A 14,023-nucleotide genomic window follows, 5' to 3' on the forward strand; every position below is an offset into this window, starting at 1 on the left:
AAGCCCGCTCCCACATTTGGATGGTGTTACTTCAGGTGGTCCGTCAAATAACGGAAGTATTCCTCACGAATCTCCGGAATCTCATTCGCCAAATGATGCCTGCCACGCGGGATCATCAACACTTCAGGCTGATCAAACTTGCCCCGCAGCACTTGCAGGTTGTGCTGCCAGTCCACCGTCATGTCTTCCTCACCCTGCACAATCACCGGCCGCCGCGAACTGCGCGGTGCGGCTTCGATGCGCTTGATCCAGCGTGCCAGTGCGCCCACCCAGGCGGTCGGCAAGTGGCGCGGCTGCAGCGGGTCAGCTTCCAGGAACGGTTTGAACGCAGGGTCGTGGGTGTTCTCGCTGAACCGCCGCGCGATGCCTTTGACGAAGGGCCGCAGCAAGTAATAGCTGACTTGCGACCAACCCCACGCACGCGGACGCACCAAGGGTGACAGCAGGAAGGTCTTGCCCTGCGCCGGGCTGTCGGCGCCGTGATGGAGCACATGGTCCACCACCACTGCGCCGCCGGTGCTTTGCCCGAACAGATGCCAGGGCTGCGGCAGCTGCAGCGCCGTGGCCTGGGCAAACAGCGCCTGCACCACGTTCTGATACACGGCAAAATCATCGATGCTGGCGCGCGCGCCGCTGGACAGGCCATGGCCGGGCAGATCGCAGGCAATCACCACACAGCCCTGGTCCAGCGCCCAGTCCACCACATGGCGGTACAGTCCCATATGGTCGTAGAAGCCGTGGAACATAAACATCGTCGCCACGGGCTGGGGTGGCCACCACACCTGCGCCACCACTTGGAAGCCATCCACATCGAAACGCCCCAGGCGGCTCGCCGCCGGTACCTTGCGCGCGGCCAGGTCCAGCCCGTAGAAACGCTGGTAGACCCGCGCCTCGGCGCTGAGCGGTTGCGCATCCACAAGTGGCCGCAAGCTTTCGCGCAGATGATCGGGGTCAAAGCTCACAGGCATAAAGAGTTCCAGACTGACGGTGAAGATGAATATCGAGCGGTGATATTCATCTGTCAGGACAAGCATGGCAAGCTACGCGACCTTCGAGGATTGATCTGAATGCGACAGCCCTACCGTTCCGCCCTGTTCGCCAGCCTGATCCTGGTCATCTGCGCCGGCGTGCTGTGGGCGGCGTATGACTGGTTCCAGGGCCGCTACCTGCGTGCATTCAGCGAACACACGGCGGTCTTCTCCGGCGACGCGCTGCGCCTGCCCGCCGAACTCTCAGGCCCCGGCCCGATCCGCCTGGTGCACTTCTGGGACCCGGCCTGCCCGTGCAATGTCGGCAACCAGCAACACCTGGGCGAGTTGATCGAGCACTACGCGCCCCAAGGCGTAGAGTTCTACGCCCTGCAAAAGGCCGGCAGCCACGGCCAACTGCCCGACAACCTGCGCAAAATGAAAACCCTCCACGCCCTGTCCGGTGCCGAGCAGATACCGGCCACGCCTGCCGTCGGAATCTGGGATCGAAGCGGCAAACTTGCGTATTTCGGGCCGTACAGCGAAGGGCTTACGTGCAATTCCAGCAACAGCTTCATCGAGCCGATCCTGCAAGCCCTCGAGGCCGGGCGCGAGGTCGATGCCACCCATACGTTGGCCGTGGGCTGCTATTGCGAGTGGCGTTCGGCGCCCTCTGCCCCCTAAGACTTAACGCAACCGGTCATTCATCCACTAACTCTTCCCCCGCCTCTGCCTAAGCACGAAAGTTAATAGAAACGCCTCCACACAATTACTCGATGCACTCACAACTTGGCTGCACTAGAGTGCAGATGCTCATCTCTAAAAGAGCGAACAACTAACTTTATATACACGAGCATGGAATGGCTCGTGCTGGCGCGTCAAATGAGGGAACGCATCAATGCCATATAGACCCGGAGATACTGTTTTCCTTGGAGAAACAAGGATAACTGCTTATAGAGAGCAAACATTTGGCCCAAATAACGGAGGTGGATATGACGATTTCTCAGGCAGCCGAGAAGCACAAAGAATCGGCTCCGCAACCCGTAACTACATTCTGGAAAAGTTTCCACCGCTCGTCGCGGCCGCAGTAAGAAATCAAGAAACACTCTATTCAGCCAGACTGGGGGCTCTGGCCACATCCATAGATGACAGTCTTTCTGCCATCAGGGAAAAGATGGTGACTACTGCCTTAACGGCTATCGAGGCGTTAAATCAGGAACGATCAATCAGAGAAACACTGCTTGCTGAAAAATCAGCAGCGATAACAACGCAGATAGCCACTGCAAACAGCTATTACCGCTCCAACTTCTTTAGCCGGCGCGTCAGCGACTTTATGAGAATAGCTATCTCCGACAGCATGATTTTTGCCAACCCAGACAAAAACTTCCAAAATTGGCAAAACTCCTTACACGCCGCCTATGCTGCCAAACTCCTGAATGATGAAATCACGTACCTGACGCAACAGATCGCGTGGCTGACGGCTCAAGTCGAACAGGCCAAGGCTGCTGAAGCTGCCGAGCAAGCTCAACTTTTAGCGCAGGCACAGACCCTCCGGGCGGCAAACACGTTCAGGGTTTCCGCGCTGCCGGTAGGTGCGCAACTCAGTACCACAGCAGGCTCAATTGCTATCACGGCTGGCTCTTCGCTAACGCTGGATACAGCCATTCAAGCGGCGATCCAGGCCCTGAGAGGGCTTGCCGCAACCGTACTGGACCGGGCAACAGGAGTGGGCATTGGCTTACTGCTGTATTCACCGGCACTGGGTAACAGCGACCTTTACCCAACGGCAATGAGCATTCCTGCCGCAGGATTGGCACCGCAACTGCCGGGCAACCTACCGGAAATCGCCGCCGCTGGCGGGACTGTGGATATGCCGTATCGTATTTACGGAGACCGCACCCAGTACTCCCTGATCGCAACCCCTGTCGGCGATCGAGCTGCAGCAAAGGTCGCCGTAAGGGCGCTGACACTGGACCCTTCGCTCAACGCCTACACCTTCACCTCAGCCGACACACCACCCCGAACACTGGTGTTTCCCATTGCGGCACCCGGCAACAGCTCGACCACATCCCCCGCCCAACCAATGGATGTGCCTGTCTATTCAGGTGTTACGTTGACACCGATCACGGCGACGACCGAAGTGCTGCCAGCGGTTGACCCGCTGGATATACGAGATGCAATTTATGTGTTTCCTGCGGGGTCGGGTATTGCGCCAATCTACGCAGTATTCAGCTCTCCTTATGATGGGGCAACGACAAGAGGCAAGCATAGCGGCAGACCCTATAACTCTGGTAATACAGGGGGGCCAATCTTGAACCTGGACTGGACGACAGCATCGGTTACTCAAGAAGGTATTGAGTTGGTCAAGTTGCATACGCAGCGATTCGGCCCGTCTGCTGACAACGCGGTTATGATCGACCGATTAGAGAGAGCGTTACGTGGTGAAATTTCTATTACAGATGTAGACAAGAGATTCTACACTCATGAAATCAGAGAACTGGAACGCTACCGTGCTTTAGGCACACCTGATCATATCGTGGATGAGACCATATGGAATGACGCGCATACTGCAACGCTAGAAGACTTTAAAATCAACGAGAAAAATCAACCTTTATATACTTCAGAAGCCAACGAAGCCTACATCAAGGCCGAACAGCAAAAATACAATGGAGGCCTCTAATGTCATCTATCGAACACGTCATCCAAACTGAAAGCGTTGAAGATGTATTACTGGCATTTGCCCCCAACACCCCTTATCCAAGCATAGATAGGCTTTACGTTCAATTTAACTTTGACGTCATCTCAACCGGCCAGCTTCTGCCAACTTACAAACGATTATTGGCTGAAGGAAAGCTGGCAAAAGATGCCAATGGGCACACACTCAAAGGCCCCAACTGGAAAGAGCCGACGTTTATCACTGAGAAAAAATATTCGTTTGAGTAAACCTTAATACAGCAGCTGACAACGCCCAGATCAATGCTGGGCCTTGTGCCCTATTGATTACGCCTAAAACCGCCCGATCCGCTCGAGATAACATACTGATTCCAACTATGGTGGCCAGTCGCGGCTAGCACGTCATGCAACGCGTAGCCCTACCCCAAACTGAACACAGCCTGTTCAACCGACAAACTCCAATCACCCGATCATTGCGCTGCTGTATCGTACGTTTTCAGTGAGATTGTAAGCGTAGGAATACATGAGCCAGTTAACCATCATCCTCTGGATGCTCAACGTTATCGTTGACACGTCCGGCCAGTTGGCCTTTAAAGCCGCCGCCTCGGCCAGCGCCGAGCATGATGGCATGGCCCACTGGAAGCACATGCTCAAGCGGCCGTGGATCTGGCTGGGGGTAATCTGCTACGTCTTCGAATTCGTGTTGTGGCTGGCGTTCCTGACCCTGGTGCCGCTGTCGGTGGGCGTGATGCTGGGCTCGATCAATATTGTCGTGATCATGATTGCCGGACGGTTCCTGTTCAAAGAGAGTCTGAGCAAATGGCGCCTGATCGGCATCATGCTGATCGCCTGTGGTGTGACAGTCGTAGGGTTTGAATGATGAAACGCTTTTATATCCTGGGTTTTCTCGCGCTGATCATTTTCGACACCTTGGCGCAGGTCAGCTTCAAGTTCGCCTCGGTGCATGCCGAGCCGCTGACCATGGACGCCGCCTGGCTGGTTCGCGTATTTGGCGCGCCGTGGATCTACGGCGCCTTTGTGGGCTATATCGGCGCGTTCTTCACTTGGATGACGCTGCTCAAATACGCACCGGTGGGCCCGGCGTTTGCGGCCTCGCACTTGGAGCTGATCAGTGTGACGCTGATCTCCGTCTGGCTGTTCGATGACACCTTGACCCTGCCTAAAATCATCGGCGGTGCGCTGATTATTGCGGGCATTCTGTGCCTGGCGCGCAGCGAAGACAAAGCGAGCAAACCGGTCGAGGTCGAGCCGGCACAGGCCCCGGTGTCATGACACGCCGATGGGAAATTCCGCCGACCGCAGGGCTCCCTTTGCGCTGGCGGGATTTGCTCGGTTGCTCAGCAGACCTGGCCGATTCGCTGGCCCGCCAATTCTCGATTCCAAAGCCGGCGCTGCCCTGCTCCGGCACGGCGGCGTTGATCATCGCGCTGCGCACCTTGCAGCAGCGCATGCCCGGCCGCACCCGGCTCATCGTGCCCGCCTACACCTGCCCGTTGGTGGCACTGGCTGCGCATTACTGCCCGCCGTTGCGGGTGGTGCCCTGTGATTTGCAACCGGGCGGCATTGACCTGGACGAACAACAACTCCAGCAGCTGTGCGATGAAAGCACACTGGCCGTGGTGGTCACCCACTTGGCGGGGCGCGTGGCAGATGTCGACACCGCCAAACGTATTGCTGACTCAGTCGGTGCGGCGGTCATCGAAGACGCCGCGCAAGCGATGGGCGCACTCGACGATGGCCACAGCGTCGGGCTCAAAGGCGACGTGGGCTTTTTCAGCATGGCGCTGGGTAAAGGCCTGACCACGGCCGAAGGCGGCGTGCTGTTCAGCCGCGACCCGGTGCTGCATCAGGCGCTGCACCGGCAATGCCAGCAGGACCTGCCGTTCAGCCTGCGCTGGGAGCTGCAACGCACCGCTGAACTGTGGGGTTACGCCCTGGCCTATCAGCCGCGCGGTTTGTACTACGTGTACGGCAAAGGGTTGCGCGCGGCGCTGGCGCAAGGCGATGAAGTGGCCGCCGTGGGCGACGACTTTTCGGTCGATGACATCCCGCTACACCGCCTGGGCGCCTATCGCCAGAAGGTCGGCGCCGCCGCGCTGGCTCGTTTGCCCGATCACCTGCAACAAGGCCGCAACCGGGCACTGCACCGCGCCGCACGCTTGAATGCCTTGCCCGGTGTCTCAGTCGTGATGGACCGGCCGGGGCAGCAAGGCACCTGGCCGTTTCTGATGGTGATGATGCCGTCGGCACACATGCGTGATGCGGCGATGACGCAGCTGTGGACCTCAGGGCTGGGTGTGACCCGCCTGTTTATTCACACCTTGCCGGACTACCCGGCCGTGGCCCCGCTGTTACAGCCTGGCAGCGACATGACCCAGGCCCAAGCCTTCGCCACTCGCACGCTGTCGATCAGCAACAGCCACTGGCTGACGGACGCTCTCTTCGAGCAAATACTGGCCCAGCTAAAAGCTATCGTCGCCAGCCCTGATTGATACGCGCCACCAAACGGCTGTTCAGCTCGTTCTGCTGCTGTTGCCAGATTTGCACCTGCGCTTCGGGCAGTTGTTCCTGGCCATCGGAGGCACTCAACCAGCGCTTGAACTTGCTTTCATAGTGGTAGGCCGACACATCGCCGGTGACGTCCGCGCCGATGATCTGGCCCTGGCAGGCGCTGATCAGGTCATTCAAATGCTGCTCGAGGAATTCACCCTGGTCCCAGTTGGTGTTCACCACATCGGGGCTGAGCACGTCTTTGTCGATGGACAGGTACACCGGCAGCGAACGGTCAAACTGCGCCAGGAACGCGCGCATCAATTCATCCGGATGAGTGAACGCGCGATTGCTGCGGCCGGCGCCGACCCAGTTCATCCAGCGCGTGTCGACGTTGATATTCCAGTAGGTCAATTTGCGCTTGAGCAGCGGCGACCAGTGATTCTCCCAGGCGTGGCCCAGGCCGATGTCCTGCGAGCCGATGCCCAGCACATGCACATGCTCGATTTGCGGCAAACGGCTGGCCCAATAGACCCACGAGCCGCAATGGATGCCGAACGGGTAGCGCATGTTGTCCGGGTGGTTGTCGCAAATGATCAGTTGAAACTTCTGCTGCGTGGGCAGTCGGTTCAACAGCAACTGGCTGAGGTGGTGATAATCGCCACTGCCGGTAAACACACAGCCGTAGTCGCCGGGCATTTGCGCCTGCAGAGCGGTCTCCAGCTCTTTGAACTGCGCCCAGCGGCAGCCGAAGCGGATTTTTTCTTGCCAGGCCTGCAACGGCAAAGTGATAGCGCCGGGTATGTCACTGACGGCGCCATCGAAATCCAGAATCAGCGGTGGTCGATCCTGGCTCATGAGGTGTGCTCCTGTTGCCACTGGGCATCGCTTTCAAAGTGATGGCGGAATCGATTGCCCAGCTTGCGCAACAGCGGGTTGCGCACCCAGACCAGATGGCGGGTGAAGGTGAAGTCGGCGCCGAGGCTGGCCTTGACCTGCGGGTCGGTCCAGCCGGCCACGTAAAACTTCAGGCCGTTGGCGACTGCGTACTCCAGGTTTACAAACCAACTGACGAAGTACAGGTTGAACTCCAGCGCCTGCGGGTAGTTGAGGCCGATGTACTTGTCGAGCAGCTTATCGCCCTCCACGTAGCAGAGGTTGTAGCCGATCAATTCGTCGCAGTGCCAGTAGCAGAACACCCGCCCGTTGCTGGCGGCGTCCTTCAATAGGCTGCTGAAAAACTCCGGCGTGAGCAGGTCAAAATGGATCTCGCTCTGGTCGTAGACTGCCCTGTACAGCGCGTATAAGTGCGCCAGCCAGGCATCATCGTTGAAGCGCGCATCGCCGGTGTCCAGGACTTCCACGCGCAGCGCTTCACGACTGCGCAATTTGCGTCGGATATTGCGCCGACGGCTGTGAGACAAGCGCGCCAGGTACTCGTCGATAGTGGTGAAGTTGATCGGTACATACGCCAGCGCCTGGCCTTCCAGGCTGATGAAGCCGCGCCGGGTGCAGTCATCGATCAGGTCGTGCGCGTAGCGGTTGTCCGCGTCGCTGAGCAGCGGCGAGTTGCACGGCACGTCTTTGATCACGGTGAGTTTGCGCTGCGGCGCACACTCATGTTGCAGCCACTGCGCAAGGTCCTGCGGCGACACGCCTTGGGGGAACGGCGAGTATTCGCTGACCGTGGTGCCGACAAAACAGCTGTCGATACGCAGCCACGAATGCCAGAAACCATACCCCGGCCAACCCCGCACACGGTTCACGAACTCATCATCGGCGGTGGTCAGCAGGTCAAAGGGCGTGAAGAAGTACGGCAGGCCCTGTTCGGACAGGCGCACGTCGAAACCCACTGGCGGGTGCTGCAAAAAGCGCCCGATCAGCGATTGCCCTTCCAAGCAGCACGCGTACGTAGCCTCGGGGCGGCTGGAGTCTGGCAGTGGTTGCGTGGCGCAAGTCATGACAAAAAGCTCAAAGATGACAGGTGGAATAATAGCCTCTTCGGGGTGTTCTCCACTTGAACCTCGGCTGTCGGCAGGGCACATCAGCATTTCCCGCAGCCCGCGCCAAACCTATTAGACTCCGCTGACCTGAAAGGTGAATGACCAAGGACCGTCCATGAAACGCAGCCTGACCGTACTCGCCATCCTGATTGCCGCCCTCATGGCCGGCGCCGGCTGGTATGTCTACAGCAAGCAGCCCACTCGCCAGGGCACCGAAACACTGGCCAACCTGCAAGGCACGGTCACGGTGCGTTACGACGACCGTGGCGTGCCGCACATCCGCGCCGAGAACGAGACCGACCTGTATCGCGCCTTAGGCTACGTGCACGCTCAGGACCGGCTGTTCCAGATGGAGATCATGCGGCGCTTGGCCCGAGGCGAACTGGCCGAGGTGCTGGGGCCAAAAGTGCTGGAGACCGACAAGCTGTTCCGCAGCCTGCGCATCCGTGAACGGGCCTTGAGTTACGTGGAACACATTGACCACGACTCCAAGGCGTGGAAGGCCTTGCAAGCCTATCTGGACGGCATCAACCAATATCAGGACAGCCACGCCAGCCCCATGGAATTCGACGTACTGGGCATCCCCAAGCGGCCGTTTACCGCCGAGGACACCATCAGCGTCGCCGGGTACATGGCCTACAGTTTTGCCGCCGCGTTTCGTACCGAGCCGCTGCTGACGTACGTCCGCGACCAGTTGGGCAGCGATTACCTGAAAGTCTTTGACCTGGACTGGCAACCCAAAGGCGCGCTGAACCTGGCCGCCAGCGACTGGAACACCCTCGGTGCCATCGCCTCTCTGAGCGATCAGGCCTTGGCCGACAACGGCTTGCCGCAGTTCGAGGGCAGCAACGCCTGGGCCATCAGCGGCAGCCGCACCCAAAGTGGCAAGCCGTTACTGGCGGGCGACCCGCATATCCGCTTCTCGGTGCCGTCGGTATGGTACGAAGCGCAGCTCTCGGCGCCGGGCTTTGAGCTCTACGGTTATCACAACGCGCTGGTGCCGGTGGCGTTCCTGGGCCACAACCTGGATTTCGGCTGGAGCCTGACCATGTTCCAGAACGATGACCTCGACTTGATCGCCGAAAAGGTCAACCCGGACAACCCCAACCAGGTCTGGTATCACGGCCAATGGGTCGACATGACCAGCAGCGAGCAGCAGATTGCGGTCAAAGGCCAAGACCCGGTGATACTCACCCTGCGTCGCTCGCCCCACGGCCCGATCATCAATGACGTACTCGGCGAGAACGCCGGCAACACACCGATCGCGATGTGGTGGGCATTCCTCGACACCGAAAACCCGATCCTCGAAGGCTTCTACCAACTTAACCGCGCCGACACGCTGGCTAAGGCACGCGCGGCAGCGGCGATGGTGTCGGCGCCGGGGCTGAATATCGTGTGGGCGAACGCCAAGGGTGATATCGGCTGGTGGGCGGCGGCGCAGCTGCCGATCCGCCCGACGGGGGTCAACCCCGGCTTTATCCTCGACGGCAGCACCGCCCAGGCCGACAAGCTCGGTTTCTACCCGTTCAGCGCCAACCCACAGGAAGAAAACCCGGCACGTGGTTATGTGGTGTCGGCAAATGCCCAGCCGGTGTCGCCCACTGGCATGGAAATCCCGGGCTATTACAACCTGGCCGACCGTGGCCAGCAGTTGAACACGCAGTTGAGCGACAAAAGCGTGAAGTGGGACGTCAACAACAGCCAAGCCCTGCAACTGGGCACTACCACCGCTTATGGCCCACGCCTGCTGGCGCCGCTGTTGCCGGTGCTGCGTGAGGTGGTCAAAGACCCGGCGCAGTTGAAACTGGTGGAGCAGCTTGCGAGCTGGAAGGGTGACTACCCACTGGACTCCACCAGCGCCACGCTGTTCAACCAGTTCCTGTTCAACCTCACCGACGCGGCCTTTCACCCGAAACTGGGCGACGCGATGTTCAAGTCCCTGCTCACCACGCGGGTGATCGATGCGGCGCTGCCGCGCCTGGCCGCCTCAGCGGACTCGCCCTGGTGGGACGGGAAGCGCGCCAACACGGTCAAACTGGCGTGGGACAACAGCCTGGCGCATCTGAAAGCCACGTTCGGCGACGACCCGACGCAGTGGCAGTGGGGCAAGGCGCACACCCTGACCCACGGCCACCCGCTGGGCATGCAGAAGCCGTTGGACAAGCTCTTCAACGTCGGCCCCTTCCCCGCCCCCGGCACCCACGAAGTGCCGAACAACCAATCCGCCATGATCGGCCCGGCACCCTGGCCAGTGACATACGGCCCATCGACGCGCCGCCTGATCGACTTCGCCGACCCCGCTCACGCCATGACCATCAACCCGGTGGGGCAAAGCGGCGTGCCGTTTGACTCGCACTATGACGACCAGGCGCAAACCTACATCGAAGGCGGGTATGAGCAGGCGCATTTCAGCGATGAGGAAGTGACGGCGAATACCCGGGGTACGTTGAAGCTGTTGCCAGCCAGGCAATAGCGCTGAAGGCATGCGGTTCAATGTGGGAGCGGGCCTGCTCGCGAATGCGCAGTATCAGTCACCAGATGTATCGACTGACTCCCTGCATTCGCGAGCAAGCCCGCTCCCACATTTGCTTTGTGTTGTAGCGACTATCGTGTGCGCATTCGCCCCGGCGCCTCGCCATAGGTGTCCTTGAACTTCTTGCTGAACGCCGCCTGGGACTGATAACCCACCTGGGCGGCGATATCCAGCAGGCTCAAGCGCGACTGGCGCAGCAGGTTGAACGCCAGTTCCATGCGCAGCTGAGTCAGCAGCACCCACGGCGACACACCCGCCACTTTCACAAACGCACGCATGAAGGTGGCCCGCGACATCGTCGCCGCAGCGGCCAGGCTGTCGATGGTCCATTCATGGCCGGGCTCGGCCAGCATCGCCTGCCAGGCCTTGCTCAGGCGCTTGTCGGCGAGCAGGGCGAAGGTGCCGGCCACGGGCGCCTGACGGGTCAGCCAGGTGCGCAGAACCAGGGTAAATAACGCCGACGACAGCGCATCGATAAACGAGCGCGCGCCCAGTTGCTCGCCGTCCGCTTCGCTGCGCAGCAGCGCGATCAGCGCCGCCAACTGCTCGTCGCCCTGCCACTGCCGGCTGGACACCACCAAATACTCCGGCAACGCACTGAACAGCAAAGACTGGCGGTTGTAGTGAAAGCTACCGCACAGCATGTCGACCTCTGGCCGCGCGCCGCCCAAGCGATGCACCGGCAGCACGCCCCCTTCGATGACCTGCGGCTGCATCGGTCGGATACGCGCACCCTGGCTGCGCAACAAATGGGTGGCACCGCCGGGCATCAGCAGGATGTCGCCCTCCTCCAGCGTCACCTGCTGCCCACCCGAGAGCTCTGCACGGCACGTTCCGCTGAGCACGATGTGGTACGGCGCTACGCCAAATTTCTCAGGCGGGTGATCCAGCGCCCAGTCGCCCTGGAACTGGCAACGCAAATCCAGACTGCCGCGCAGGTTGGCCAGCGCAATAAGCGTGTCGATCGAATTCATTTGCGAGCATCGGTCAAAAAGATGAGCGGATCGAACAATAACGCCAACGCCGAACAGCAGAAACTGGCTTCACACCCCACCTGTTCAGGAGTTACCGCAATGTTCAATAACTGGTCCGACTTGCTGCCTACCGTGAAGAAAGCCTTTGGCGCGCTGGGCAAGAGCAACCCGAAGATGGTCAAAGCCTACATGGCGCTGGGCGAGGCTGCCGAGGAAAACAATGTACTCGACGCCAAGACCCGTGAGCTGATTTCCATCGCCGTGGCCATCACCACACGCTGCGACGGCTGCATCGGCGTACATGCCGACGCGGCGATCAAGGCCGGCGCGACCCGCGAAGAAGTGGCGGCCACGCTTGCCACCGCGATCTCGCTGAATGCCGGCGCCGCGTACATCTACTCGCTGCGTGCGCTGGAAGCCTACGACACGCTCAAACCGGCGCCGCAAAGTTAAGCCGGAACTGCTGCGGCGTCACGCCCAGCCGGCGGTTGAACACGCTGCGCATGTGCTGGGCGTCGCGAAACCCGCATTGATAGGCCACGGTCTTGAGTGGCGCAGGGCTGCTTTCGAGCATCACCCGCGCCGCATCCACCCGCGCCCGCTCGACAAACTCCGCCGGGGTGATGCGCGCCTCACGGGCAAACACCCGGGAGAAATTACGCGCGCTCATATTCGCCGCCTTCGCCAGGTCGGCGATGGTCAAATCACCGGTCAGGTTCGCCAACACGTACAACTGCACCAGCGCCACCGCCGAAGTGCTTTCGGCGTGGGGCGTCAGGAACGGACTGAACTGCGACTGCCCGCCCGAGCGCTGGGTAAACACCACCAGGCGTTTGGCCACGCTCAGCGCGACTTCCGGACCGTGGTCCTGGGCCAGCAGAAACAGCGACAGGTCGATGCCGGCCGTGACCCCGGCCGAGGTGTAGAGGTTGCCGTCCTGCACGTAGAGGCGGTCGGCGTCGACCTGGGCCGAGGGGCACAGGCGCGCCAGGTCGGCGGCATCGTTCCAGTGGGTGGTGACGGTTTTGCCGTCCAGCAATCCGGCTCGCGCCAGCATGAAGGCGCCGTTGCAGATCGAACCGAAGCGCTGCGCCCGCGCGGCGGCGGCACGTAGCCAGTCATCAAACGGCGCACCGAAATCCTCGAAGGGCAATTGCGGGCCACCGGCAACCAGCAGCAGGTCGTAGGCTTGCAGGGCTTCGCTGTAATGCCGGTGGGCCTGCAGCGACAAGCCATTGGAGGCGGCCAGTGTGCCGTGGCCCAGGCCAAGCACTTCAAGCTGGTAGTGGTCTTGCGGCGGCAGAAAACGGTTGGCCTCGCAGAACACATCCATGGGACCGGTCACGTCCAGTGACTGGACGCCGGGGAAGATCAGGATGGCGACAGTTTTGCCCATGCTGCAAACACCTTTTCTAACTGAATAAATGCAAAACCCCTGTGGGAGCGGGCTTGCTCGCGAATGCGGTAGTTCAGCTGACACATGCATTAACTGACATACCACTTTCGCGAGCAAGTCGAATCGTCGCACCGCCGCTCCCACATTTGATCCTCTTAGGCTTCAAGAGACTATTCCCGCTGGCGCGATATCGCGCCACATTGGCCGACATCGCATCCTCGCCGCGATGGCCCCGTCGCGGGCGCGCGCCCAGACTGGACTCATCGGCGCCACCCCCCGGCGCTTTGTTGAGGAGAACGACCATGAGCACCACCATCGCCGGCATCCAGATCCCGGACAGCGCCTTGGCCAAGGCCACCACCGAGTACATCCGCGACGTCGAATCCGACCTGCTCTACCACCACTCCCGCCGCGTATTCCTGTTCGGCGCGCTGAGCGGTGAGCGCAAACAACTGGCCTACAACCCGGAGCTGCTGTACGTCGGCGCCATGTTCCATGACCTGGGCCTGGTTGAAGGCCATCGCAGCGACAACGAGCGTTTCGAAGTGGACGGCGCCAATGCAGCGGCGGCGTTCCTCAAGCCTTACGGGCTGAGCGACGACGATATCGAACAGGTGTGGCTGTCCATCGCCCTGCACACCACGCCGGGCGTGCCGCAGCATTTGCGCCCGACCGTGGCGCTGGTGACTGCCGGTGTGGAAATGGACGTGCTGGGCATGGACTACGCCGCGTTTTCCAGCGTGCAGCGCGAAGCCGTGGTGCATGCGCATCCACGCGGTGAAGGGTTCAAGGAGTGCATTATCTGCGCGTTTGCCGACGGCTTGCGCCATCGCCCGCAGACCACGTTTGGCAACGTGAAGACGGATGTGTTGGTGGATCAGGAGCCGGGGTTCAAGCCGATGAATTTTGTCGAGGTGATTCGCAAGTCGCCGTGGGCGGCATAGTTGACTTGAAACACAACCAAC

14 protein-coding genes are annotated in these 14,023 nt (G+C 60.5%); 9 read left to right on the top strand and 5 right to left on the bottom strand.

Annotated elements, in window-relative coordinates:
- Positions 1-26 precede the first annotated feature (26 nt).
- Positions 27-968: an alpha/beta hydrolase gene (locus tag AACW30_RS01210; protein WP_200622642.1), complete on the bottom strand. Its 942-nt coding sequence runs from the start codon at positions 966-968 to the stop codon at positions 27-29.
- Between the two features lie 99 nt (positions 969-1,067).
- Between AACW30_RS01210 and AACW30_RS01215 the strand changes: the two genes are divergently transcribed.
- From AACW30_RS01215 to AACW30_RS01240, 6 genes are all read left to right on the top strand, one after another.
- Entirely contained in the window at positions 1,068-1,652 is a 585-nt protein-coding gene (locus AACW30_RS01215) for a DUF6436 domain-containing protein (RefSeq protein ID WP_169367796.1), read from the top strand.
- Positions 1,653-1,866: 214 nt separating this feature from the next.
- Positions 1,867-3,648 carry an S-type pyocin domain-containing protein gene (locus AACW30_RS01220; RefSeq protein ID WP_200622297.1) on the top strand — a complete coding sequence of 594 codons (1,782 nt, stop codon included), beginning with the start codon at positions 1,867-1,869 and terminating at the stop codon, positions 3,646-3,648.
- Entirely contained in the window at positions 3,648-3,911 is a 264-nt protein-coding gene (locus AACW30_RS01225) for an immunity protein (protein WP_200622299.1), read from the top strand. The genes AACW30_RS01220 and AACW30_RS01225 overlap by 1 nt, the downstream gene beginning before the upstream one ends.
- A gap of 253 nt (positions 3,912-4,164) precedes the next feature.
- A complete protein-coding gene (locus tag AACW30_RS01230; RefSeq protein ID WP_053258538.1) occupies positions 4,165-4,521 on the top strand; it encodes an EamA family transporter in 357 nt (118 codons plus the stop codon).
- A complete protein-coding gene (locus tag AACW30_RS01235) occupies positions 4,521-4,934 on the top strand; it encodes a DMT family transporter (protein ID WP_119737363.1) in 414 nt (137 codons plus the stop codon). Before AACW30_RS01230 ends, AACW30_RS01235 begins: the two co-directional genes overlap by 1 nt.
- On the top strand, positions 4,931-6,154 hold the full coding sequence (locus AACW30_RS01240; protein WP_200622301.1) for a DegT/DnrJ/EryC1/StrS family aminotransferase: 1,224 nt from the start codon (positions 4,931-4,933) through the stop codon (positions 6,152-6,154). The genes AACW30_RS01235 and AACW30_RS01240 overlap by 4 nt, the downstream gene beginning before the upstream one ends.
- Here AACW30_RS01240 and AACW30_RS01245 read toward each other — a convergent pair.
- Both AACW30_RS01245 and AACW30_RS01250 read right to left on the bottom strand, forming a co-directional pair.
- On the bottom strand, positions 6,132-7,010 hold the full coding sequence (locus AACW30_RS01245) for a hypothetical protein (RefSeq protein ID WP_200622303.1): 879 nt from the start codon (positions 7,008-7,010) through the stop codon (positions 6,132-6,134). The two genes, AACW30_RS01240 and AACW30_RS01245, sit on opposite strands and share 23 nt — an antisense overlap.
- On the bottom strand, positions 7,007-8,113 hold the full coding sequence (locus AACW30_RS01250) for a GNAT family N-acetyltransferase (RefSeq protein ID WP_200622305.1): 1,107 nt from the start codon (positions 8,111-8,113) through the stop codon (positions 7,007-7,009). The genes AACW30_RS01245 and AACW30_RS01250 overlap by 4 nt, the downstream gene beginning before the upstream one ends.
- A gap of 157 nt (positions 8,114-8,270) precedes the next feature.
- Between AACW30_RS01250 and AACW30_RS01255 the strand changes: the two genes are divergently transcribed.
- Entirely contained in the window at positions 8,271-10,628 is a 2,358-nt protein-coding gene (locus AACW30_RS01255; protein ID WP_200622307.1) for a penicillin acylase family protein, read from the top strand.
- A gap of 131 nt (positions 10,629-10,759) precedes the next feature.
- Here the strand turns inward: AACW30_RS01255 and AACW30_RS01260 are convergent, their stop codons facing one another.
- Positions 10,760-11,662 (bottom strand): AraC family transcriptional regulator, encoded by a 903-nt coding sequence (locus tag AACW30_RS01260; protein ID WP_119737353.1) that lies wholly within the window; start codon positions 11,660-11,662, stop codon positions 10,760-10,762.
- Between the two features lie 99 nt (positions 11,663-11,761).
- Here AACW30_RS01260 and AACW30_RS01265 point away from each other — a divergent pair, with 99 nt between their 5' ends.
- Positions 11,762-12,115, top strand: coding sequence for a carboxymuconolactone decarboxylase family protein (locus tag AACW30_RS01265; protein ID WP_016973032.1), 354 nt, complete (start codon positions 11,762-11,764; stop codon positions 12,113-12,115).
- Here the strand turns inward: AACW30_RS01265 and AACW30_RS01270 are convergent.
- A complete protein-coding gene (locus AACW30_RS01270) occupies positions 12,093-13,058 on the bottom strand; it encodes a GlxA family transcriptional regulator (RefSeq protein ID WP_106575743.1) in 966 nt (321 codons plus the stop codon). The two genes, AACW30_RS01265 and AACW30_RS01270, sit on opposite strands and share 23 nt — an antisense overlap.
- Positions 13,059-13,360: 302 nt before the next feature.
- Between AACW30_RS01270 and AACW30_RS01275 the strand changes: the two genes are divergently transcribed.
- The gene (locus AACW30_RS01275) at positions 13,361-14,002 is read left to right on the top strand and encodes an HD domain-containing protein (protein ID WP_106575744.1); all 642 of its coding nucleotides are present in this window, start codon (positions 13,361-13,363) and stop codon (positions 14,000-14,002) included.
- Positions 14,003-14,023: the final 21 nt, after the last annotated feature.

The organism is Pseudomonas sp. MF6747, assembly GCF_963890955.1.
In the GTDB taxonomy this organism is placed as follows: domain Bacteria; phylum Pseudomonadota; class Gammaproteobacteria; order Pseudomonadales; family Pseudomonadaceae; genus Aquipseudomonas.